This is a genomic window from Streptosporangium sp. NPDC050148 (assembly GCF_055586505.1).
Genome location: NZ_JBVJIA010000008.1, coordinates 187,340 through 208,759 on the forward strand (window position 1 = coordinate 187,340; position 21,420 = coordinate 208,759).

Here is a 21,420-nt window from a genome sequence, read left to right on the forward strand (position 1 = left end):
GCCATGCCCCCCGCGATAACGGCCGAAGGCCTCGTCAAGAAGTACGGCGACGTGATCGCCCTCGACCGGCTGGACCTGTCCGTCCCCGAGGGCACGGTGTTCGGGCTGCTCGGGCCGAACGGCGCCGGCAAGACCACCACGGTGCGGATCCTGACCACGCTGCTGAGGCCGGACGCCGGCCGTGCCACGGTCGCGGGGTTCGACGTCGTCCGCGACGCCCAGCGGCTGCGTTCCCACATCGGGGTCTCCGGGCAGTACGCCGCCGTCGACGACCACCTCACCGGCGCCGAGAACCTGGAGATGGTGGGACGGCTCTACCACCTGGGCACCGGGCGCAGCAGGGAGCGCGCACGCGAGCTGCTGGAGCGCTTCGACCTGGCCGGGGCCGCGGACCGTCCCGTACAGGGCTACTCCGGTGGCATGCGGCGGCGGCTCGACCTGGCCGGGGCCCTGGTCGCCGACCCGCCGGTGCTGTTCCTCGACGAGCCCACCACCGGCCTGGACCCCCGGGCCCGCGCGGCGCTGTGGGACGTCCTGTCCGAGCTCGTCGCCGTCGGCACGACGCTGCTGCTCACCACCCAGTACATGGAGGAGGCCGACCGGCTGGCCGACCGGCTCGCGGTGATCGACCACGGCCGCGTCATCGCGCTCGGCACGCCCGACGAGCTCAAGGACCGGGTCGGCGGCGACCGGATCGCGCTGACCGTGACGCGCCCGGAGGACCTGGAGAACGCCCGGCGGACGCTGGCGCCCCTGGCCGTGGGAGAGACGCAGGTCGACGCCCCCGCGCTCCAGGTGATCGTCCCGGTGGCCCACGGCGCCGCGTCGCTCGCCGACGCCCTGACCAGGCTGGCCACGGAGCGCATCGCCGTGAAGGACGCCGGCCTGCGGCGGCCGACCCTCGACGACGTGTTCCTGACCCTCACCGGACACGAGACGACGCAGAACGCGAAGGAGCACGGCCGATGAACGTCCTGCAGGTGGCGATCGCCGACGGAATGACGATCACCAAGCGCAACGCGCTCAGGGTCAAACGCGCCCCCGACCAGCTCGGGGGCGTGATCATCCTCCCGATCGTGTTCATCCTGCTGTTCGCCTACGTCTTCGGCAGCATGATCCAGATACCGGGGATGTCGTACCAGGAGTTCATGATCCCCGGGATCTTCGTGCAGACGATCGTCATGAGCGCGCAGATCACCGGGTACACCCTGACCCACGACCTGCAGAAGGGCATCTTCGACAGGTTCCGCACGCTGCCCATGGCGCCGTCGGCGGTGCTGATCGGCCAGACCGTCTCCGACGTGCTGATGAACGTGAGCAGCATCGTCGCGATGTCGGTGATGGGACTGGTCGTCGGATGGCGGATCCACTCCTCGCCGCAGGAGGCCGTGCTGGGCTTCGCGATGCTGCTGCTGTTCTCCTACGCGTTCTCCTGGGTGACGGCGACGGTCGCGCTGGCCCTGCGCACCCCCGAGACGTTCAACAACATCGCCACCGTCGTGTCGATGCCGCTGGTCTTCCTCTCCAACGCCTTCGTCGACAGCACGCGGCTGCCCGGGCCGCTGAAGGTGATCGCCGAGTGGAACCCCGTCTCCACGATCGTCCAGGCGGCGCGCGAGCTCTTCGGCAACACCGGCCCCGGTCTCCCGGTCCCCGACGCGTGGCCGCTCCGGCACGCCGTCCCGGCGTCGCTGCTCTGGTCGGCGCTGCTGCTGGTCGTGTTCGTCCCGCTGGCCACGCGGCTCTACAAGAGGGCGGTCAGCCTGTGACGACTCCGGGGAACGACGGTCCGCGCCTGTCCGACGAGGACCGCGACAGGATCGTCCAGCGGCTCCAGCACGCGTTCGCCGAGGGACGGCTGAGCCCCGAGGAACTGGACGAGCGCCTCGAACGGGCCCTCACCGCCATCTCCGGCGGCGACCTGATGCCGGTGACCGCCGGTCTGCCCGACCCCGTCGCGGAGGACGTGGTCCAGCTGAGGTCCACGGGCGGGCGCATCAAGCGGACGGGCGAATGGCGGGTCCCCCGGCGGCTGCGGGTCGAGTCGGAGTACGGGGGCGTGCTGCTCGACCTGTCCCAGGCCGTCGTCGACCACCCGGAGATCGAGATCGACCTCCGGCTCGCGTACGGCTCCGCCACGATCGTCCTGCCGCCCGGCGCGACCGCGGACGTGGACGGGGTGGCGACCGAGTGGGGCGGCGTGACGTGCAAGGTGCCGGCACGTGCGCACCCGGGCAGGCCGCACGTCCGGGTCACCGGCGAGCTGGCCTACGGCAGCGTGCGCGTCCGGTACCCGCGCCCGTGGTCCTGACCGGTCGCGTCCGTCGCCGGTGGCCCCGGTCGTGCGCGTCCGTCACCCCGGTCCCGGTCGCGTCCGTCACCCGTGGCCCCGGTCGTGCGCGTCCGTCACCCGTGGCCCCGGTTTCCCCACCCCGGTTCCCCACCCGGGGCGGGGAGCCGGGGCCCGGCCCGTCCCGGGGCCGGGGAGGTCTCAGCGCCGGCCGCGGAAGGTGCGGCGCAGGTCGTCGACCCAGGCGCCGGGGATCTCCCAGGGGATGAAGTGGCCGCCGTCCTCGTGGGCGGTGAGGTTGACGTGGTGGTACCAGGCGGCGCGGTCACCGGAGAGCCAGCTCTGGATCCGCTGCTCGGGGGTGGTGACGCCCGGCGGGTTCTCGTGGCCGACGAAGGTGATGCCGGTGGGGGCCTCGACGACCGGCCACCGGTCGTGGGAGGGGGTCCAGGGGTAGCGGTTGGCGTTGGCGTAGTAGCGCATCGAGGTGCCGACGGCGTTGTTCACCCAGAAGATCATGGCGTGGGTGAGCAGGTCGTCCTTGGAGAAGACGTTCTCCACGTCGCCGCGGTTGTCGCTCCAGCGGTCCCAGCGCTCCAGGAGCCAGGCGAGCAGGCCGACCGGTGAGTCGGTGAGCCCGTAGGCGAGGGTGTCGGGATCCAGGACCTGGGCCGCCAGGTGGACGGCGAAGCGCCGCTCCAGGGAGACGAGCCGGCGGCGCGCGGGCTCGGGCAGGTCGTCGGGGATCGGCCGCCCGCCGCTGAGGTCCCAGGCCCGGTCGCCGTTGAACATGGTGAGCTTCTGGCCGGAGCCGATGTGGACGGCGTGCAGCGCGTCGGCGTACCTGTGGCCGAGCTGGCCGGTGACCAGGGCGCCGATGTCGCATCCCGCGGCGGCGTACCTGTGATGACCGAGGACGTCGGTCATCAGGGTGTGCCAGAGGTCGGCCACCTTCCAGAAGTTCATGTCGTGGTGGTCCCGCAGCGGGGTGGAGAAGCCGAAGCCGGGCAGCGAGGGGACGATGACGTCGAACGCGTCGGCCGGGTCGCCGCCGAAGGCCGCCGGGTCTGCGAGGGGGTCGACGACCTTCGACCAGTGCCAGAACGTCCACGGCCAGCCGTGCGTGAGGATCAGCGGTACGGGGTCGGGCCCGGCCCCGGGCCTGCGCATGAAGTGGACCGGGACGCCCTGGACGTCCACCCGGTAGTGCTCGTAGGCGTTGATCGCGGCCTCGGCCTCGCGCCAGTCGTAGCGGTGGAGCCAGTGGTCGGCGAGGTCCCGCAGGTAGGCGCGGTCGACGCCGTAGCGCCCGTCGTGATCGCCCGTCCCGTCGTGATCGTCCGCGACGTCGGGCCACTCGGGCCACCGCGTGAGGCGCAGCCGTGCCCTGAGGTCGTCCAGCACGGCGTCGGGGACGTGAACGGGCGTGGGCTGCAGGGAGGAGCGTGCCGTGGCCGTCATGGGGTTCCTTTCGAGGTCGCGAGGGGACCGGCCCGGGTCAGCGCTCGTCGTCCATGAGCGCGGCCATCCGTGCCAGTGCGGGCAGGGCGGCGCCGATGGCGTGCCGTTCCTCGGGGGTCAGGGTCTCGGCCAGCCGCGCGAGCCGGTCGATACGGTCCCGGCGCCGGGTGTGGACGATCCGCGCACCGGCCGGGGTGACCTGGACGAGCACCGCACGGCGGTCGTCTGGGTCCGGGCGGCGCTCCACCAGCCCGTCGCGTTCCAGCCGGTCGACGAGCTGGGTGACGGCGGGCTGGGTGATCTGCTCGGTCGTCGTCAGCGCGGTCAGCCGCATCGGGCCCCTGTGGGTCAGCGTGTGCAGGACCGACAGCGTGGTGAAGGTGTGCCTCTCCGCCGAGGGGAGCCGGATGAAGCTCCGGATGAACTCCTCCAGCACGGCGGCGAGGTCGCCGGCGTCGAGCTCCTGCCGTCTCCGCGGTGTCATGGGCCGAATGTATCACCGATTTATATAATTTGCTTATATGAGCCGGTGATACGCGGACGAGACAGGAGTGCCGTGCGGCCTCACCCGTACCTGTGGACGTCTTGACCATCGTGAGTTACTTTTCCCGACATGAGGCTTAGATCGTTCATGCGCTCACTGTCGGTTCTGTCGGCACTTTCGGCGGTGTCGGTGTCCTCGCTGCTCTGCGCGACCGCCGCGACCCTGCCCGCGGGCGCGGAGACCGGTGCGCGGGCCGGCACGGAGACCGGCACAGGGACCTGGACGGAGACCTGGACGGAGACCGGTGCGGGGGCCGGTGCCTCGGCGTTCCCGCGGCTCGGCTGGGACGTGAAGCAGACCGGCGTGACCTCCCGCCTGCGCGGCCTGTCCCCCGTCAGCCGTGACGTCGTCTGGGCCTCGGGCAGCGAGGGCACGGTCCTGCGCACCGCCGACGGCGGGCGGAGCTGGTCCGACGTCGGTCCGCCCGGCACCGAGGCCCTGCAGTTCCGCGACGTCGAGGCCCTGGGCCCGCGCAAGGCGGTGGTCCTGTCCATCGGCGAGGGCACCGACTCCCGCGTCTACCGCACCGACGACGCCGGACGGACCTGGGCGGAGACGTTCCGCAACGACGAGCCCCGCGCCTTCTACGACTGCATGGCCTTCTTCGACCGCGAGCACGGGCTGGCGATGAGCGACCCGGTGGACGGGAGGTTCCGCATCCTGTCCACCGGCGACGGCGGCCGGAGCTGGCGTGTGCTGCCCTCCGACGGGATGCCCGCGGCGCTCCCGGGTGAGGCCGGGTTCGCCGCGAGCGGCCAGTGCCTGACCACCTCCGGGGAACGCGACGTCTGGCTCGCCACCGGCGGCGCCGACCGTTCCCGGGTGTTCCACTCCCGCGACCGCGGCCTGACCTGGACCGTGAGCGACACCCCGATCCCGGCCGCCGACCCCGCCCGCGGCGTCTTCGCCCTCGCCTTCCGCGGTCCCCGCCACGGCATCGCGGTGGGCGGCGACTACCGGCCCGACCAGCGGTCCCCGATGGCCGCGGCGCTGACCCGGGACGGCGGGAGGACCTGGCGGCCGGCCGCCGCGGCGCCCCCCGCCTACCGGTCGGGGGTGACCTGGCTTCCGTTCCCGCCGTTCGCGGCCGTCGCGGTGGGCCCGTCCGGCAGCGACGTGACGCTCACCTCGGGGCGGACGTGGACGACCTTCGACACGGGCTCGTTCGACACCGTCTCGTGCACGCTCCGCGCGGGCTGCTGGGCGTCGGGAGAACAGGGCAGGGTGGCCCGCCTGCGGCTGGGCTGACCCCGCCCCGCTCCCCCCGGCGCCCCCGGCGCCCCACCGGCCCGGCCCGGTCCGCGGTACGGGACCGGACCGGCGGGGCCCGCCGGACGCCGGGTCAGGCGTGGCCGCTGAACCGGCCGAAACGGCCCCGATGGTACAGCAGCGGACGGTCCGGGCCGTTCGCGACCGCCTCGGCGACCAGGCCCACCACCAGGATGTGGTCGCCCACCTCGGCGGTCTGGTGGGGCAGGCAGATCAGGTGCGCCGAGACGTCCCGCAGCAGCGGCGCCCCCAGCGGCCCGGGGCGCCACCGGGTGGGTTCGGCGAAGCGGTCGATGCCCTTGCGGGCGAACCGCGAGGCCAGTTCCGCCTGGTCACCGTTCAGGATGTTGACCGCGAAGTGGTCGGCCGCGCGCAGCAGGGGCCAGGTGGTGGAGTGCCGGTCGACGTAGAAGGAGACCAGCGGCGGGTCCAGGCTCACCGACGAGAACGAGGTCGCGGTCAGCCCGGCGGGCACGCCCTCGGTCTGCGCGGTGATCACGACGACGCCCGCGGCGTGCGCCCCCAGGGCCAGCCGGAAGGTCTCGCCGTCCACGCCCAGGACGGGCGGATCGAGCGGATCGGACGGGACCGGGTGCGGGGTGGTGACGTTCTCCGCGGGACCGGGCGCGGCCGTACGCGGGGCTTCGGTGATGGTCTCCGTCATGCCTGCGCTCCCTGTCCGAGCGTCTCCCTGAGCGCGGCCGTCACCTGGGGGGCGACCCGGTCGGCCCAGGGGCCGAGGCGGGCGTCGAGGGCGGGGATCTCGGCCTCGGCCAGTGCCAGGCCCGGGGTGGGCACGAGCGCGCCCAGTTCGACCAGTACGGGCCGCAGGTGGATCTCGACGGCCAGGGCGTGCCGCGGATCGCCCATGACCAGCAGCGGCAGTGCCACGGTCCCGGCCAGCGCGCCCCCGGGCAGCCGGTCGAGGAACACCTTGAGCAGCCCGGTGTAGGTGGCCTTGTAGGTGGGGCTGGCCACCACGAGCACGCCGGCCCCCCTGACCAGCTCCAGCGCCACCTCCACCTGCGGGGACGGGGCCGGGGTCGGCAGGTGCGGCGCGAGCGCCGCCAGGTCCACGACCTCGGGCGGGTCGTCGTACCCGATGCGCCGTCCGAGCGTCTCGGCCGCGGCCACGGCCACGGTCCGCGTCCGGGACCCCTCGCGGGGGTTGCCGACCAGCGTCACGACGGAGCTCATGACGCCACCACCGCCCCGGGCCGCGCGGCGACCGCGGACGGCTCGTAGCGGGAGGCCGGACGCGGCAGGCCGTAGTTCTCGCGCAGCGTACGGCCCTCGTACTCGGTACGGAACAGGCCTCGCAGCTGCAGTTCGGGGACGACGTGGTCGACGAAGTCCTCCAGGCCGCCGGGCAGGATCGGCGGCATGATGTTGAAGCCGTCGGCCGCGCCCGCGGTGAACCACTCCTCGATCTGGTCGGCGATCTGTTCGGGGGTCCCGGCCACGACCCGGTGCCCGCGCCCGCCCGCCAGGTGCCCGAGGAGCTCCCGGACGGTGAGGTTCTCCCTGCGGGCCAGGTCCACGACGAGCTTGCGACGGCTCTGCGCCCCCTCGGTCTCGACGGAGACGTCGGGCAGCGGCCGGTCCAGCGCGTCATGCGTCAGCTCGATGCCCGTCAGGGTGGAGAGCTGGGCCAGGCCGTAGGCGGGGGTGATGAGATCCTGCAGCTCCCTCTCCAGCCGGTGCGCCTCCGCCTCGGTGGAACCGATGATCGGGGAGATGCCGGGCAGGATGAGCAGCTCGTCGTGACTCCTGCCGTACCGGGCCAGGCGGCTCTTGAGGTCGGTGTAGAACTCCCGGCCCTCGGCGAGGGTCTGCTGTGCGGTGAAGACCGCCTCGGCGTGCCGCGCGGCGAACTCCTTGCCCGCCTCGGAGGAGCCGGCCTGCACCAGCAGCGGGTGTCCCTGCGGCGGGCGGGAGGTGTTGAGCGGGCCGCGGACGGCGAACCGCTCCCCGGCGTGCTCGATCGGGTGGATCCTGGTCGTGTCCGCGTAGACGCCGCCGTCGCGGTCGCGGACGATCGCGTCGTCCTGCCAGCTGTCCCAGAGCTTGGTGACCACGTCGAGGAACTCGTCGGCGCGGGCGTAGCGGTCGGCGTGCGCGGGGCGTTCGATGCCGAAGTTGCGCGCCTCGGCCTCACCGGCCGAGGTGACGATGTTCCACCCGGCCCGGCCGCCGCTGATGTGGTCCAGGGAGGCGAACTTGCGGGCGACGTGGAACGGCTCGTTGTACGTGGTGGAGACGGTCGCGATCAGGCCGATGTGGTCGGTGACCGCGGCGAGCGCGGACAGCAGGGTGAGGGGTTCCAGGCCGCCGAGCGCGTTGTGGCGGACGTCGCCGTGCAGGGCCAGGCCGTCGGCCAGGAAGACCGAGTCGAGACGGCCGCGCTCGGCGACGCGCGTCAGTTGCTGGTAGTGCCGGACGTCGTTGAGCCGGGCGGGTTCGGTGCGCGGGTGGCGCCAGGCGGCCTCGTGGTGGCCGACGCCCATGAGGAAGGCGTTCAGGTGCAGCCTGCGGGTGGTCATGAGGTGGTCCTCCACGTCGAGAAGCGGCGCTCCACAGCGAGCAGGAGCAGGTTGAACAGCAGGCCCAGCGCGGAGATCGTGATGATCCCGGCGTACATGTCGGGGATGCGGAAGCTGAACTGCGAGTCCTGGACGAGGTAGCCCAGGCCGGCCTTGGCGCCGACCATCTCGGCGAACAGCAGCACCAGGATGGAGGTGGCCCCGGCCAGCCGGATGCCGGTGAAGATGGTCGGCACGGACGCCGGGAGGATCACCTTCTGGAACAGCCGCAGCGGGCTGAGCCCCATGGACCGGGCGGACTTGATCAGCAGCGGTTCCACGGTCCTGACCCCGCTGACGGTGTTGAGCAGGATCGGCCAGGAGCAGGCGTAGAACACGAAGATGATCTTCGAGGGTTCGCCCAGGCCGAGGACCAGGATGAAGACCGGGAGCAGGGCCACGGCCGAGGTGTTGCGGAACAGCTCCAGCACCGGGCTGAGGAAGTCGGCGACCGGCCGGTAGCGGCCGATGGCCAGGCCGAGCGGGACGGCGGCCAGGATCGCCAAGCCGAAGCCCGAGACGGAACGGATCAGCGACGCCTGGAAGTGGTCGACGAGCTGCCCGGAGACGAGCAGGTCGTACCAGGCGACGAGCACCTGCGAGAGCGGCGGCACGAACACCGCGTCCACCACCCCGATCCGGGGCAGCACCTCCCAGATCCCGGCCAGCAGGGCGACGGCCGACGTCCTGCGCAGCAGCAGTCCCAGCCACGAGACCGCGGACGTCCGCGCGGCGCCGGTGACCCTGAAGAAGTTCGTGGCCCGGTCCTCGGCGGTGGGCACGTCCCCCCTGACCGGCTCCCCGCCGTTCCCCGTCGCGGGGAGGACCGGCGGGGCGCTCGCCGGGCCGGTCCCGGCCGGGTCCGCGGTGACGGCGCCCGGCCGGTCCGCGGTGAGGGTCCCCGGCCGGTCCGCGGAGGCCGACCGTGCGGGGGCACCGTGTGCGGTCCCGGTCCCGGTCGCGGTCCCGGTCGTGGTCGTGGTCCCGGTCGCGGTCCCGGTCGCGGTCCCGGTCCCGGTCCCGGTCGTGGTCGTGGTCCCGGTCGTGGTGGGGATCTGGGATGCGGTGGCGGTCCTGGGGACCTCGGATGTGGTGAGCGCGTCAGCCAACGGTCCGCTCCTGTTCCTGAGCCGTGGCGACCTCGTCGCGCAGCAGTGTCCAGACGTGATGGCGGTACTCCCCGAAGACGGGGTCGGCGCGCAGGTCGCCCTCGCGCGAGTCGAAGGCGATGTCGACGATCCGCTTGATCCGGCCGGGCCGGGACGTCATCACCGCGACCCGCTGTCCGAGGTAGACGGCCTCGTCGATGCCGTGGGTGATGAACACCACCGTCTTCTTCGTCTTCTCCCAGATGCGCAGCAGTTCCTCCTGGAGGGACTCGCGGGTCTGCGCGTCCAGCGCGGCGAACGGCTCGTCCATCAGCAGCACGTCCGGGTCGAAGGCCAGGCTGCGGGCGATCGCGACGCGCTGGCGCATACCGCCCGACAGCTCGTGCGGGTAGCGGTGCTCGAACCCGCCCAGCCCGACCAGGTCCAGGTAGTGCCGTGCCCGCTCGCGCCGCTCCTTCCTCGGCACGGCCTTGGCCTCCAGGCCGAACTCGATGTTGCCCAGGGCGGTGCGCCAGGGGAACAGCGCGTACTGCTGGAAGACGACGCCGCGGTCGAGGCCGGGGCCGTTCACGGCCTGGCCGTCGATGAGGATCTCGCCGCCGGTCGGCGCGGTGAGGCCCGCGACGAGGTCCAGCAGGGTGGACTTGCCGCAGCCGCTCGGGCCGACCAGGGTGAGGAACTCGCCCTCGCGCACGTCCAGGTCGACGCCCTGGACGGCGGTGAACGGGCGGCTGGATCCCCTGATCCGGAAGACCTTGTCCACGTCCCGGATCCCGATCTTCACCGGCCGGGCGGCGGGGTCCCCGCGTCCCGCCTCGAAGGTCTCCAGGCCGGCGGGGCCCTGGCCGACGTCCCCGCCGACGTCCCCGCCGGTGCTCCTGCCGGTGCTCCTGCCGGCGGTCCTGTCCTCCGCGACGCGCGGGCTCATGACGCGCTCCCCTTCGCGAAGGGGTTGAACTCGTTGGTGTAGAGGTCGGACACCCTCACCTGGCCGGGCTTGATCTCGCCCTCGCGCTCCAGCCAGTCGACCCAGGTGGTGAACTCCTTGTCGGCGATCACGCCGCCCTTGCCGCTGATCCCGCTGCTCTTCCAGAACTCGACGGTCGTGGCGTCCTCGTTCCGCCCGCGTGCGGCGATGATCTCCTTGTACTTGGCGACCACCTCCTCGCGGGAGTGGGTCTGCGTCCACTCGACGGCCTTGGCGAAGGCGCCGACGAACGTGGCGGTGGTCTTCGGGTTCTGCTCGATGAACTTCTCGGTGAGCACGACGCTGCCCGCCGTGAAGGAGCCGAACAGGTCGATGTCCTTGAACAGGGGCTTGATGCCGCCGCGCTCCAGGGCCTTGTCGCGCAGGATGCCCGAGAGCGCGGCCACGTCGATCTGCCCCTGGCGCAGCGCCTGCTCGGTGTTGACCGGCGGCACGACCACCAGCTCGACCTTCTCGATCTCCTGCGGCGTCAGGCCGCCGCGCTTGAGGTACTCCTTGAGCACGGCCTCCAGGTGGGCGCCGAGGGTGTTGACGCCGATCTTCTTGCCGATCAGGTCCCGCGGGCCCTTGATCGGTGATCCGTCGGCGACGAAGTAGCCGATGTAGCTGCCCTCGTCGCTGCCGTAGTAGCCGACCACGGCCTTGATGGGGGCACCGGCCGCCTTGAGCTTGACGATCGCGCCGTTGAACGCGCCGCCGAAGTCGGTCTGGCCGGTGGCGGCCGACTGGATGTCCTGGGGACCGGAGATGGTGTTGCCGACCCACTTGAGCTTGACGTCGCCGAGGTAGCCCAGCGCCTGGGCGAGCTCGGGGAAGGTGACGGCGCCGACGCTGCCCTGGTAGCGCAGCTCGGTGACCTCGGAGGCACCCGTACGGGACGATCCGGCGGCGGAGCCGCAGGCGGTCAGGGACAGGGCCAGCAGTACGGGCAGGAGGGCGTGTCTGGTTCTGATCACGGAGGTTGTCCTCGGAGAGGAAGGGCATGCTCGCGCGGCGCCGTGGCACGGCGGGACATGCCGGTGGGACGGGACGGGACATGGGAAGGCGTGGGCACCGTCGGCCACGCGAGGGGTGAGGGTCGGGAAGGCGGCGGGAGGCCGCGTCCCTCACCGGCAGGGCGATCGTCAGTGATCCGTGATCAACGACACTGCGCGCCGGCGACGTGACAGAGGTCCACGTGCGGGCGGCGGGTCAGGTGAAGCCCATTGCTCATGTCCCGAACCTACGATCCGGTGGGACAGAAGTCAATATTTCCTACTTGCTTTACATGAAATATGTCGGCCGCCTCCCCCTGCGTGCCGCGCGCGGCACGGCGGGACAGGGCCTCCGTGCCCGTGCCGGAACCGCTTGACCCTCACGTGACGTCAGTCCCTACGGTCGGCGCCATGAACGACAGAAGAATCCGGTCCCCGCTCACCCCCGAGGAGAAGCGCGAGGTGTGGGGCGAGTTCGCCGACCGCGAGGAGGAGTACCTCGACGAGGTGGAGCAGCGGTGGGGGGACTCCACCGCGTACGAGCAGTCGGCGAAGCGCGTCGCGGCCTACGGCAAGGAGCAGTGGGAGCGGATCAACCGCGACAACGCGGCGATCGAGGCGCGGATCCGCGAGCTGATGGACGCCGGTGAGGACCCGTCGGGCGAGGCGGCGATGGACGTGGCCGAGGCGCAGCGGCGGCACATCGCCCGCTGGTTCTACGACATGACGCACGAGTTCCACGTGCGCAAGAGCGACCTGTACGTCGACGACCCGCGTTTCCGGGCGGGCATCGAGGCGAACACCCGGCCGGGCGCGGCGGAGTGGCTGCGGACGGCGATCAGGGCGAACGCCGACCGCGCCTCCGGGACCGCAGGGCCGTAGGGGCACCGGATCCGGTGGCGGGGCCGGGAGAGTCCGGGGGTGGGCACGGCGGGGGCCCGAGCCCGTCGCGGAACACCGCAGCGAGGATCGCGCCTGCGGGCCTGGTCGCGAAGTACGATCGGCCAATGACCGAAATGACCGAAACCACGCCCGGCTGGCTCTCCCCCGAGGAGCTGGAATCGGCCCGCGAGCGGATGCCGATCCTCTACGTCGACGCCGTACCGGTACGCCTCGACGAGGCGGGGGTGGTCACGCACGTCGGCCTGCTCCTGCGCATCGGGGGCGACGGCGCGGTCAGCCGCGCGCTGGTCTCGGGGCGCGTTCTCCTGCACGAACGCGTCCGGGACGCGCTCATGCGCCACCTGGAGAAGGACCTCGGCCCGACCGCGCTGCCGCAGGTCCCCGCCTCCCCGCAGCCGTTCACCATCGCCGAGTACTTCCCCTCCCCCGGGGTCACGCCCTACCACGACCCCCGGCAGCACGCCGTGTCCATGGCCTACGTCGTGCCGGTCACGGGTGACTGCCGTCCCCGCCAGGACGCCCTCGACCTCGTCTGGTTCACGCCGCGGGAGGCCTCGTCGCCGATGGTGCAGCAGGAGATGACCGGCGGCCAGGGCGTCCTGCTGAAGCAGGCCCTCGCCCACGTCGGCTGCCTGTTCTGACCGGCGTCCGGGACCGGGGATCGACGCCCGGGGACCGGGACCGGGGACCGGGCCGGTCTCCGGCGCGGCCCCCGTTCTCACCCGGCCGGTCACTCCGGCGCGGCGGTGTCCTGGCCGGTGGCGCCGTCGCGGAGGTTGACCGGACGGTAGGCGCGGAAGTCGTCACCCGGCACCAGCCCGTGCCGGACGACGCGGTGGTCGGTGCCGTACTGGGCGCGCTGCTGGTACGCCCAGTACGAGGTGCGCCCGGAGTCGGCCCATCTGTCGAAGATGACCACCGCGCGGGCGGTGTTGCCGCCCACCGGGTCGATCACCAGGTCCCCGCGCATCAGCTCGGACATCTTGATGCGGCGGCTCAGGCCCGGTGAGGCCAGGCTGATCGTGTTCGGGCCGGGTTTTCGGAGCCCGAGCGCCATGGAGGCGTATCCCGAGCCGTCGGTCCGGTACCCGTCGTGCTTCTTGAGCTGGCTGTAGGGCACGCGCTGCTCGGTGCCCGGACGCCAGCTCTCGGCCCGCTCGATCACCGTCTCCCGGTCGATGTCCGCGGCCCTGCCCGCGGTGGTCACCGTGGCCTGGCCGGTGGCCGCGCCCGGCGGCTCGGGGTCCTCGTCCTTCCGGTTCATCAGGACCGACCCTCCGATCGCGACCCCGGCGGCCATGCCCAGGGACAGGCCCACCGCCGTCCCGATCAGGAACCGCCGCCGCGAGCGGCCCGACGGCGGCCGTGACACGGTCATGCCCAGCCCCGGCTCGGTCACGTCGAGATCCCGCACCGTCACCCCGGCACCCGTCGGGGGCGCGCCGTACCCGGGGACGGGCGTCCCGGGCCCCGGCACGACCGGGCCGCGCTCCACCAGGGTCACGCCGAGGTCCGGCCCGCTCCCCCCGTGAACGGGCACGGTCGACCCGGCCCCGGCCCCGGCGACGGTCACGCCGGCTCCGGGGACGGGAGCGCCGGCTCCGGAGCCGGACACGGACCCGGTCCTGGACAGGGGCGCCGCCCCGGCCTCCGGTACGGGCGCGCCGGACTCGTCCCCGGCGGTCTCGCGCACCCGTTGCCCCGTGTCGGGGAGGTCGGCCGCCCGCCGGTCCCGTTCGGCCGCCTCCCACAGCCCCCGGAACCTTCTCTCGTCCTCCCGGCAGAGCCGGGCGAGTCCCTCCACGGCGTCCAGGGGGATCCACGTCTCTCCCGAGAGCCACCGTCCCCAGGACGACCGGCTCGCGTGCGTCGCCTGTTCCAGCGCGCGCAGATCCAGCCCCGCCCGTTCCCTCAGAGCTCTCAGCTCCTGCAGAAGAACACGGGTCGGCTCAGGCAGATCGTCCGACAACGGTCGCTGCCGCCGGTTCCGGCTCGTGTTCCCGGTTCCATTCACCACGGTGATTCGTCCCAACCTTGTCTCAGCGGTCTGAGTCATTGCAGGTCACGTCGGTCCCATTAGTAGCTATTGTCCCGACTTCATCAATTTCACGATGTGTTTCAGGAATTTCCTGCCAACGTGTGTCCTCGTCCGACCGAACGATCAACGGCAGGAACAAGGAGAGCACATGTCCTCGACCCGAAACTCCTGGATCACAGCGGGATATCTGGCGCTGGCCACCGCGGTGGTCTGCGGAGGCGGTCTGGTGACGGCGACGTCCGCACAGGCGGCGCCCCTCGCCCTCGCCGAGCAGCCGGCCGTCGCGGCGACCACCCCCGCCCCGACCCCCACGCCGACCCCGACCCCGACGCCCACGAACACGACGGCGCCGGACCCCGACGACGAGACCGAGAAGCCCCCGCCCGGCACCCCGGCGGACGAGTACGGCGAGCCCGACGTGACGACGGAGGAGGAGGCGACCACCTTCGCCGCCTCCACCATCACCCGCTCGCAGATGATCGCCCGGGCCAAGACCTGGAACCCCGGTACCTCCAAGCGCGTGCCCTACAGCCAGAGCAAGACGCGCGGCGGCTACCGTACCGACTGCTCCGGCTACGTCTCCATGGCGCTCGGCCTCGGCAAGCCCGGCCCGAACACCGTCGGGCTCGCCAAGAGCACCCACACCAAGCGCATCACCATGTCACAGCTGCGCAGGGGCGACCTGGTGATCGACGCCATCGGCACCAACACCACCCGCCACGTGGTCATCTTCGACAAGTGGGCCAACACCAAGAAGACCTCCTACTGGGCCTACGAGCAGCGCGGCGGCTACGGCACGGACTACCGGACGCGCACCTACGGCCTGTCGTCGGGAAGCCAGTACAAGGCCTACCGGGCGAACAAGATCCGTGAGGACGCGCCCAAGCCGCCCGCCACGGTCACCCGCGCCCAGGTGATCACCCGGGCCAAGAGCTGGAAGCCCGCCACCGCGCAGCGCGTTCCCTACAGCCAGACCAAGCTGCAGGGCGGCTACCGGGCCGACGGCTCCGGCTACGTCTCCATGACGCTCGGCCTGGCCAAGCCCGGCCCCAACACGGTCGCCCTGGCCAAGAGCACCTACACCCGTCCCATCAAGATGACCGAGCTGCTCCAGGGCGACCTGGTCATCGACCCGGTGGGCGGCACCACCGCCCGCGCGGTGGTCATCTTCGACAAGTGGGCCGACGCCAAGAAAACCTCCTACTGGGCGTACCAGCAGCGCACCGGCTACGGCACGGACTACCGCGTGGTCAAGCACGGCCTGACCGCCGGCACCCAGTTCAAGGCCTACCGTTCGCTGAGGATCCGCTAGTGCCCCGGTCACGACCCCACGCCGCCCCGCCCGCACCTGCCGGGATCGCGGGGGCGATCCTGCTGGCGACGGCCGTGGCGGCCACGGTGGTGACCGCCTCCGGCACACCCGCGGGGGCGGCCGCCTCCGCCACGCCCCTGCCGGCCGTGCTCGGCGCTCCCGCGGAGGCGGCGTTCTCCGCCGCCCCCCTGCCCACCTCCCCGTGCGATCCGGCCGGGGTGACGGCGGACGACACGGCACTGGCCGGGGTGCTCAACACCCGGCTGACCATGAAGATGCGGGGCTACATGGACGGCTACCGCGTCTCCTGCGCCCGGGCGGTGGTCGGGGCGGTCCGCGCCCGCGGGCTTCCCCGGGAGGCCGCGGTGATCGCGATCACCACGGCCGTCATCGAGACGGGCGTGCGGAACATCAACCGGGAGGTCGACCATGACAGCCTGGGCGTGTTCCAGCAGCGGGCGTCGTGGGGAACCGCCGCCCAGCGGCTGGACGTGGCCTGGTCGACCGGGGCGTTCCTCGACAAGATGCTCCGCAAGTACCCCGACGGGTCATGGCGGACGGCCGTGGTGGGTGACGTCTGCCAGCGTGTCCAGGTGTCGAAGTACCCCGAGCGCTACCAGCCGCAGGCGGCGGACGGGCAGATGATCGTCTCGGCGCTCTGGCCGGCGAGCGGTGTGACACGGGCCGAGGTCGTCGCCCGCGCGAAGACCTGGAACCCGGGCACCGCGCAGCGGGTGCCGTACAGCCAGACCGGGCTGCACGGCGGCTACCGGACCGACGGCTCCGGCTACGCCTCCATGGCGCTGCGGCTCGCGGCCCCCGGGCCCGACTCGCGCGGGCTGTCCTCCGCCCGCCACAGCAGGCCGATCCCGGTCGCCGAGCTGCGCTCCGGTGACCTGATCATCAGGTCCACCGGCCCGGCCACCGCACGACGGGTGATCATCTTCGATCGGTGGGCCGACGCCAGGCGCACCTCCTACTGGGCGTACCAGCAGCGCCGGGACTACGGCACCGACCACCGTCGCCTGACCGACGGCCTGTCGGCGGGGACCGGTTTCACCACCCACCGTCCCCTGACCATCCGCTGATCCCCCGCGAGAGCCCGGTCACCCCGTGACCGGGCTCTCGTCCCGTACGCGGGAGCGTCCCGCGGTCGCCGGCTCCCCGACCGGCTCGGCACCGATACCGGCACCGGCACCGGCGTCAACGGCGGCCGAAGCGCTCGGCCGTCCAGGCGTCCCACGCGGCCTGCTCGTCGCGGCCCGTGAAGTTCTGGTGGCCGAGGTAGAGCACGTCACCGCGGTCGTCGCCCGAGTGGACGAACCGGTACAGGCCCTGGCCGGTCCGGACCCCCAGGCCGGCGTGCGGGATCACGTGGTAGACGACCCCGGTGGAGCCGTCCGGAAGGTGGACCTCGTCGCCCTCGCCGACGTCCGGGGTGACGCCCAGCGCCTCCGTGACGGTCTTCCACGTGGCGTCCGCGCCGCCCGCACCGGGCCGGAAGACCGTCGTGACCGACGGCGTGCGGCCGGTGAAGTGGGCGAGGTACTGCCCGAGGGTCCGCAGGTAGAGGGGCCAGCCCGCCTTCATCGCCTCGAACTCGGTCTCCCAGTCGTCGCCGAGCACGCCGCTGTGCACGATCCGCAGCACGGTCGTGCCGCTGCCGCGCCCCTCGATGAGGTACTCGGTCGCCATGAACCGGCCGTCGGGGGCCTCCTCCCCGCGCATGCCGAGACGGGCGCCCGGCTCGTACGCGGTGATCGTGGACTGCTCGGTGCGTCCCATCACCGTGAGGAAGGCGGGCTCACCGGCGGACGTGCCGAACTCGGAGTGCCCCATGAACCAGGAGTCGACGCCCGGCCCGGTCGCGATCGCGTCCCAGACCTGTTCGGGCGTGGCCGCGAGCTCGATCTCCTGGTTCAGCTCGAACGGGTGGGTCATCGAGGCTCCTTCACGCATCGAGGCTCCTTCACGCTCGGGTAGACGGCGGCGTCACGCTCGGGTGGACGGCGACGACGATCCGGTGGTCACGGCCGCCCTCCGCGGACTCGTCGTGGTACTTGGCCACGAGGGCCGTGACGGTCCCGGCGAGCTCCCTGGCGAACGCGGCCCGGTCGGCGGCCGAGGCGAAGCGCACCTCCCCGTCGATCGCGAAGGTGGCGACGCGCTTTCGCGCCCGGGCGGCACCACCGATGAGCGCCCCGACGTCGCGGACCAGCCGGGCCGCGACGGCCAGCAGCCAGCTCGCCGAGAGCTGGTCGGGGGAACGGGCCGGATCGGGCTCGACCGACGCCAGCGCGGTCGGTGAGATCACGTACGAGGCCGCGGTCGCGCGCATGATGCGCTCGTTGACGTTGCCCTTGCGCCGCTCCTCGACCATCTCGACGAGCCCGTGCGCCTCGAGGGTCTTCAGGTGGTAGTTGACCTTCTGGCGAGGCAGGCCGACCTTGGCGGCCAGCATGGTCGCGGAGCCGGGCTCGCTCAGCTCGGCCAGCAGCCGGGCCCGGATGGGATCCAGTGAGACCTCGGCGGCGGCCGGGTCCTCGATCACGGCGATCTCCTGCATGACCGAAGACTATCCGCCGACAAAATTAATTGTCAACGCAGCATTGTTTGCCGGTTCTCCTCGGCCCGGTTCCCCTCGTCCCGCTCTCCGTCCCGACTCCCGTCGTCCCGATTCCCGTCGTCCCGGTGTTCGGTGTCCCGGTGTTCGGCGTCCTCGGGCCGGGTCGCGTCCGGACCGGAGCCGGGGATTCGGCCGTTGAACAATCCCGCGGTCCCACCTGTGGCCCCACCCGCGGATACGCTGCCCCCGGGGGTCCGCACAGCCGCCGCTCGAAGGGGACGTCATGGTCTGGCTCGTCACCGGAGCGAACGGCATGCTGGGCCACGAGGTCGTCGCGCGGGCGCGCGAGCGGGGGCACGACGTGGCCGCGCTGGGCCACCGGGACCTCGACATCTGCCGCCCGGACCGGATCGACGCCGCCTTCCGGGCGCTGGCCCCGAGGGTCGTGGTCAACTGCGCCGCGTGGACGGCCGTGGACGCGGCCGAGGACCACGAGCCGGAGGCGCACCGGGTCAACGCCGACGGGCCACGGTTCCTCGCCGCGGCCTGTGCCCGCCACGGCGCCCGGCTGGTCCACATCTCCACCGACCACGTCTTCCCGGGCGACGCCGCCGTTCCCTACCGCGAGGACCACCCGGCGGGCTCGCGGACCGCCTACGGGCGGACCAAGCTGGCCGGGGAGGAGGCCGTGCTCGGCCTGCTGCCCTCCGCGGCGATCGTCCGGACGGCCTGGCTGTACGGCGCCCACGGATCGAACTTCGTGCGCACCATGCTCCGGCTCATGGCCGAGCGGCAGACCGTCGACGTGGTCGACGACCAGCGCGGGCAGCCGACCTGGGCGGCCGACCTCGCCGACCGGCTGGTCACGATCGGCGGCCTGGGCTCGGCGACCGGCAGGTTCCACGCCACCAACTCCGGCGACACCACCTGGTTCGAGTTCGCCCGGGAGATCTTCCGGCTGGCCGGCGCCGATCCGGACCGGGTCCGCCCGACGACGTCGGCGGCCTTCGGCAGCCCGGTCGACCGGCCCGCCTTCAGCGTCCTGGACGACACGCGGTCGCCGGAGATGGGCCTGGAACCGCTCCGTCCCTGGCGGGACGCGCTCCGCGCGGCCCGGCTGGACCCGTCGGGCCGTCTCGTCCGGCGGTGACCCGCCCGCCGGGCTACGGGTACGACCTCGACGCGTAGAAGGCCAGGCACTCCTCGTACGAGGGGAGCAGTCCGCGGTCGCGTGCCTCGGCGAGGGTGGGCGCCGCGGCGTCCTTGGGCGACAGGAGCGGTTCGACGCCCGCGGGCCAGGCGATGCCCAGCTCGGGGTCGAGCGGGTGCACGCCGTGTTCCCTGGCCGGGCGGTAACCCTCCGAGCAGAGGTAGATCACGGTCGCGTCGTCGGTCAGCGCCAGCAGGCCGTGTCCCAGCCCCTCGGACAGGAACACCCCGCGGTGGTCCTCGTCGTCCAGCCGCACCAGCTCCCAGCGGCCGAACCCCGGCGAGCCGACGCGGACGTCCACGACCACGTCCAGCACCGCTCCCCGCACGCACTTGACGTACTTCCCCTGGCCCGGCGGGACGTCGGCGAGGTGGATGCCGCGCAGGGTGCCGCGCCGCGAGACGGAACAGTTCGCCTGGGAGAGCCGCAGGTCCCTGCCGGTGGCGGTGCGGAAATCCCCCTCACGAAACCATTCATGAAGACCTCCGCGATCGTCGACGTGCATTCTCGGAGCGTCGATCCACGCGCCTTCGATCTCCATGGGTTTCATTCGGGCTGCTCCTGCTCCATGTCGTACGGCCGCGCCGCGAGGAAGGCGCCACGGCCTTTTCCGTCGCGACCCGCCGCCGTTATACGGTAACCCGGATCACGTCCCGGGCGACCGAAGTCGGAGCGCCTCATACTTTCGTCGGAGAATCCCTCCCGTACGGCCACCTTGGTCGGGCCGGAGAATCCCAACGACCGATTCCCCCGGCGATGAACACCCCTAACCTCGGAACGTGCGGAAATCCATCCAGTTCATCGGTCTGGTCCTCGCCCTCCAGGGGGCCAGCGGGACGATCGACCATCTCGTCGGCCAGCCCTTCTTCGGTCCGGTGCTCAACTTCTTCAACCGTGTCGTCGTCGGCAACGTCGCCTTCCTCGAAGGCCGCGAGATCTACGCGAATCTGATCCTGGCCGCGCTCGGCCTCATTATGATGATCGCCGCAGAAAGGGCTCCGTCATCATAGGGCGCACCTCCTCCCGGCCCGATGCCCTCCGTACCGAGGCCGTCGGTTCCGTGAACGCACGGCCGCCATTGAAAGGGGCCTTTCCGGAAGGCCGGAAAAGAACGGCGTGCCGATACCCCCGGAAGAAAAGAACGGAAATCACGGCCGGAGGGCGGGAAAGAGGCCGATACCGAACGGGGCATGCGCCCGGCGGCCTCCCCGGAACGGTCGCCGTGTGCCGCGATGTTTTAGGGTGACGGCATGGCCGAAATCTTCGTCCCGAGCGGTTCGTGGACGTTCGACAGCGAGACCCTCCGGATCGTGCCGGGAGGGGGCGGTGACACGCACGAGCTGCGCAGGACCCTCGGCGAGGTGACGATCCCCCTGGTGGCGATCGCCGGTGCCTCGTTCGAGCCCTCGCGCAAGGGCGGCGACCTCCAGCTCCGGCTGCGGCCGGGAGCCGATCCGCTGAGCGACGTGGTCGCCGGGAGGCTCTCGGGTTCCGCCGACCCCTACCGGCTGGCCGTCCCCAGGGACCGGGCCTGGACCGCCGAGTACCTGGTCGACGAGGTGCGTTCGGCGCTGGCGCTGGAAGGGGTGCCGGGCGGCCCGTGCGAGGAGTTCCTGCTCCCAGGCCCCGCCGTGCCGGTGTCGGCCTCGGCGGGCGACGGCACGGTGAGCTTCGACGGCGAGCGGGTCCGCATCGACTGGACCCTGTTCGCCACGTCGATCAAGCAGACGGCGGGTTCGCAGACGTTCCTGGTGAGCGACCTGGAGGGCGTGGAGTGGGCCCCGCAGAGCGGGGTGGGGTACGGGCGCCTCCGGTTCCGGCTCCGGCAGGCCGTTCCGGCCCGGTCACCGGAGAACGACGTCCACTGCCTATCGTGGGGCCTGCAGCGCTACGGCGGGGCGAGCGCCCTGGTCGCCGCCGCGGTGCTGGCCAGGCTGCCGCGCCACGCCGGGAACCTGGCCGCGCTCCCGGCGGCACCGGACGACCGGCGTTCCCCGGACGGGCCGGAGGACGGGCGGGTCCCGGCGCGGGGCGCGGCCGGACTCGACGAGCACGACGCCGTGGTGCGCCGCCTGGGCGAGCTCGGCGAGCTGCACCGCTCGGGGGTGCTCACCGACGAGGAGTTCACCTCGGCCAAGCGGTCACTGCTGCGCCGTCTCGAAGAGACCTGAGCG

24 protein-coding genes are annotated in these 21,420 nt (G+C 72.3%); 11 read left to right on the top strand and 13 right to left on the bottom strand.

Translation table 11 applies throughout. The features are described 5' to 3' along the window. The first annotated feature begins 3 nt into the window (after window positions 1-3). From ACZ6RT_RS11625 to ACZ6RT_RS11635, 3 genes are read left to right on the top strand one after another with little or no spacing between them, the layout of a single operon-like run. Window positions 4-969: an ATP-binding cassette domain-containing protein gene (locus ACZ6RT_RS11625; protein ID WP_470153257.1), complete on the top strand. Its 966-nt coding sequence runs from the start codon at window positions 4-6 to the stop codon at window positions 967-969. Next, window positions 966-1,769 (top strand): ABC transporter permease, encoded by an 804-nt coding sequence (locus ACZ6RT_RS11630; protein ID WP_470153259.1) that lies wholly within the window; start codon window positions 966-968, stop codon window positions 1,767-1,769. Before ACZ6RT_RS11625 ends, ACZ6RT_RS11630 begins: the two co-directional genes overlap by 4 nt. Next, window positions 1,766-2,311 carry a DUF1707 domain-containing protein gene (locus tag ACZ6RT_RS11635; protein WP_399189747.1) on the top strand — a complete coding sequence of 182 codons (546 nt, stop codon included), beginning with the start codon at window positions 1,766-1,768 and terminating at the stop codon, window positions 2,309-2,311. The genes ACZ6RT_RS11630 and ACZ6RT_RS11635 overlap by 4 nt, the downstream gene beginning before the upstream one ends. A gap of 180 nt (window positions 2,312-2,491) precedes the next feature. On the opposite strand, the gene ACZ6RT_RS11640 is transcribed toward ACZ6RT_RS11635, so the two are convergent. Beyond that, window positions 2,492-3,751, bottom strand: a complete 1,260-nt coding sequence (locus ACZ6RT_RS11640) for an epoxide hydrolase family protein (protein ID WP_470153261.1) — start codon at window positions 3,749-3,751, stop codon at window positions 2,492-2,494. Window positions 3,752-3,788: 37 nt separating this feature from the next. Beyond that, window positions 3,789-4,235, bottom strand: coding sequence for a MarR family winged helix-turn-helix transcriptional regulator (locus ACZ6RT_RS11645; RefSeq protein ID WP_470153263.1), 447 nt, complete (start codon window positions 4,233-4,235; stop codon window positions 3,789-3,791). 129 nt (window positions 4,236-4,364) lie between these two features. Between ACZ6RT_RS11645 and ACZ6RT_RS11650 the strand changes: the two genes are divergently transcribed. After that, window positions 4,365-5,543: a WD40/YVTN/BNR-like repeat-containing protein gene (locus ACZ6RT_RS11650; protein WP_470153264.1), complete on the top strand. Its 1,179-nt coding sequence runs from the start codon at window positions 4,365-4,367 to the stop codon at window positions 5,541-5,543. A 94-nt stretch (window positions 5,544-5,637) separates the two neighbouring features. Here ACZ6RT_RS11650 and ACZ6RT_RS11655 read toward each other — a convergent pair whose 3' ends face one another. From ACZ6RT_RS11655 to ACZ6RT_RS11685, 7 genes are all read right to left on the bottom strand, one after another. Beyond that, window positions 5,638-6,228 carry a flavin reductase family protein gene (locus tag ACZ6RT_RS11655; protein ID WP_470153265.1) on the bottom strand — a complete coding sequence of 197 codons (591 nt, stop codon included), beginning with the start codon at window positions 6,226-6,228 and terminating at the stop codon, window positions 5,638-5,640. Then, window positions 6,225-6,761 (bottom strand): NADPH-dependent FMN reductase, encoded by a 537-nt coding sequence (locus ACZ6RT_RS11660; RefSeq protein ID WP_470153267.1) that lies wholly within the window; start codon window positions 6,759-6,761, stop codon window positions 6,225-6,227. The genes ACZ6RT_RS11655 and ACZ6RT_RS11660 overlap by 4 nt, the downstream gene beginning before the upstream one ends. After that, entirely contained in the window at window positions 6,758-8,107 is a 1,350-nt protein-coding gene (locus ACZ6RT_RS11665; protein ID WP_470153269.1) for an LLM class flavin-dependent oxidoreductase, read from the bottom strand. Before ACZ6RT_RS11665 ends, ACZ6RT_RS11660 begins: the two co-directional genes overlap by 4 nt. Beyond that, window positions 8,104-9,255 carry an ABC transporter permease gene (locus ACZ6RT_RS11670; protein WP_470153271.1) on the bottom strand — a complete coding sequence of 384 codons (1,152 nt, stop codon included), beginning with the start codon at window positions 9,253-9,255 and terminating at the stop codon, window positions 8,104-8,106. The genes ACZ6RT_RS11665 and ACZ6RT_RS11670 overlap by 4 nt, the downstream gene beginning before the upstream one ends. After that, window positions 9,248-10,183, bottom strand: a complete 936-nt coding sequence (locus ACZ6RT_RS11675; RefSeq protein ID WP_470153272.1) for an ABC transporter ATP-binding protein — start codon at window positions 10,181-10,183, stop codon at window positions 9,248-9,250. Before ACZ6RT_RS11675 ends, ACZ6RT_RS11670 begins: the two co-directional genes overlap by 8 nt. After that, window positions 10,180-11,199, bottom strand: a complete 1,020-nt coding sequence (locus ACZ6RT_RS11680) for an ABC transporter substrate-binding protein (protein ID WP_399189765.1) — start codon at window positions 11,197-11,199, stop codon at window positions 10,180-10,182. Before ACZ6RT_RS11680 ends, ACZ6RT_RS11675 begins: the two co-directional genes overlap by 4 nt. Before the next feature lie 182 nt (window positions 11,200-11,381). Further along, entirely contained in the window at window positions 11,382-11,456 is a 75-nt protein-coding gene (locus ACZ6RT_RS11685; RefSeq protein WP_470153365.1) for a putative leader peptide, read from the bottom strand. Window positions 11,457-11,628: 172 nt separating this feature from the next. Between ACZ6RT_RS11685 and ACZ6RT_RS11690 the strand changes: the two genes are divergently transcribed. Together ACZ6RT_RS11690 and ACZ6RT_RS11695 are read left to right on the top strand one after the other, a co-directional pair. Then, the gene (locus tag ACZ6RT_RS11690; RefSeq protein WP_470153274.1) at window positions 11,629-12,099 is read left to right on the top strand and encodes a TipAS antibiotic-recognition domain-containing protein; all 471 of its coding nucleotides are present in this window, start codon (window positions 11,629-11,631) and stop codon (window positions 12,097-12,099) included. A gap of 125 nt (window positions 12,100-12,224) precedes the next feature. Beyond that, window positions 12,225-12,761 (top strand): NUDIX hydrolase family protein, encoded by a 537-nt coding sequence (locus ACZ6RT_RS11695; RefSeq protein ID WP_344893202.1) that lies wholly within the window; start codon window positions 12,225-12,227, stop codon window positions 12,759-12,761. An 89-nt stretch (window positions 12,762-12,850) separates the two neighbouring features. Here ACZ6RT_RS11695 and ACZ6RT_RS11700 read toward each other — a convergent pair whose 3' ends face one another. Beyond that, entirely contained in the window at window positions 12,851-14,089 is a 1,239-nt protein-coding gene (locus ACZ6RT_RS11700; protein WP_470153277.1) for a helix-turn-helix domain-containing protein, read from the bottom strand. A 217-nt stretch (window positions 14,090-14,306) separates the two neighbouring features. Between ACZ6RT_RS11700 and ACZ6RT_RS11705 the strand changes: the two genes are divergently transcribed. Together ACZ6RT_RS11705 and ACZ6RT_RS11710 are read left to right on the top strand one after the other, a co-directional pair. Next, entirely contained in the window at window positions 14,307-15,470 is a 1,164-nt protein-coding gene (locus ACZ6RT_RS11705; protein WP_470153278.1) for an NlpC/P60 family protein, read from the top strand. Next, window positions 15,470-16,558 (top strand): hypothetical protein, encoded by a 1,089-nt coding sequence (locus ACZ6RT_RS11710; RefSeq protein WP_470153280.1) that lies wholly within the window; start codon window positions 15,470-15,472, stop codon window positions 16,556-16,558. The genes ACZ6RT_RS11705 and ACZ6RT_RS11710 overlap by 1 nt, the downstream gene beginning before the upstream one ends. A 115-nt stretch (window positions 16,559-16,673) precedes the next feature. On the opposite strand, the gene ACZ6RT_RS11715 is transcribed toward ACZ6RT_RS11710, so the two are convergent. Next, window positions 16,674-17,429, bottom strand: a complete 756-nt coding sequence (locus ACZ6RT_RS11715) for an SRPBCC family protein (RefSeq protein ID WP_470153282.1) — start codon at window positions 17,427-17,429, stop codon at window positions 16,674-16,676. Between the two features lie 10 nt (window positions 17,430-17,439). Beyond that, window positions 17,440-18,036 (bottom strand): ArsR/SmtB family transcription factor, encoded by a 597-nt coding sequence (locus ACZ6RT_RS11720; protein ID WP_399189778.1) that lies wholly within the window; start codon window positions 18,034-18,036, stop codon window positions 17,440-17,442. 283 nt (window positions 18,037-18,319) lie between these two features. Here ACZ6RT_RS11720 and rfbD point away from each other — a divergent pair, with 283 nt between their 5' ends. Continuing rightward, a complete protein-coding gene (rfbD, locus tag ACZ6RT_RS11725; protein ID WP_470153284.1) occupies window positions 18,320-19,186 on the top strand; it encodes a dTDP-4-dehydrorhamnose reductase in 867 nt (288 codons plus the stop codon). Window positions 19,187-19,199: 13 nt separating this feature from the next. Here the strand turns inward: rfbD and ACZ6RT_RS11730 are convergent, their stop codons facing one another. After that, window positions 19,200-19,796, bottom strand: coding sequence for a dTDP-4-dehydrorhamnose 3,5-epimerase family protein (locus ACZ6RT_RS11730; RefSeq protein WP_399189782.1), 597 nt, complete (start codon window positions 19,794-19,796; stop codon window positions 19,200-19,202). Between the two features lie 229 nt (window positions 19,797-20,025). Here ACZ6RT_RS11730 and ACZ6RT_RS11735 point away from each other — a divergent pair, with 229 nt between their 5' ends. Both ACZ6RT_RS11735 and ACZ6RT_RS11740 read left to right on the top strand, forming a co-directional pair. Further along, the gene (locus tag ACZ6RT_RS11735; protein WP_470153286.1) at window positions 20,026-20,256 is read left to right on the top strand and encodes a hypothetical protein; all 231 of its coding nucleotides are present in this window, start codon (window positions 20,026-20,028) and stop codon (window positions 20,254-20,256) included. A gap of 240 nt (window positions 20,257-20,496) precedes the next feature. Beyond that, a complete protein-coding gene (locus tag ACZ6RT_RS11740) occupies window positions 20,497-21,417 on the top strand; it encodes a DUF4429 domain-containing protein (protein ID WP_470153288.1) in 921 nt (306 codons plus the stop codon). The last annotated feature ends 3 nt before the right edge of the window (window positions 21,418-21,420 follow it).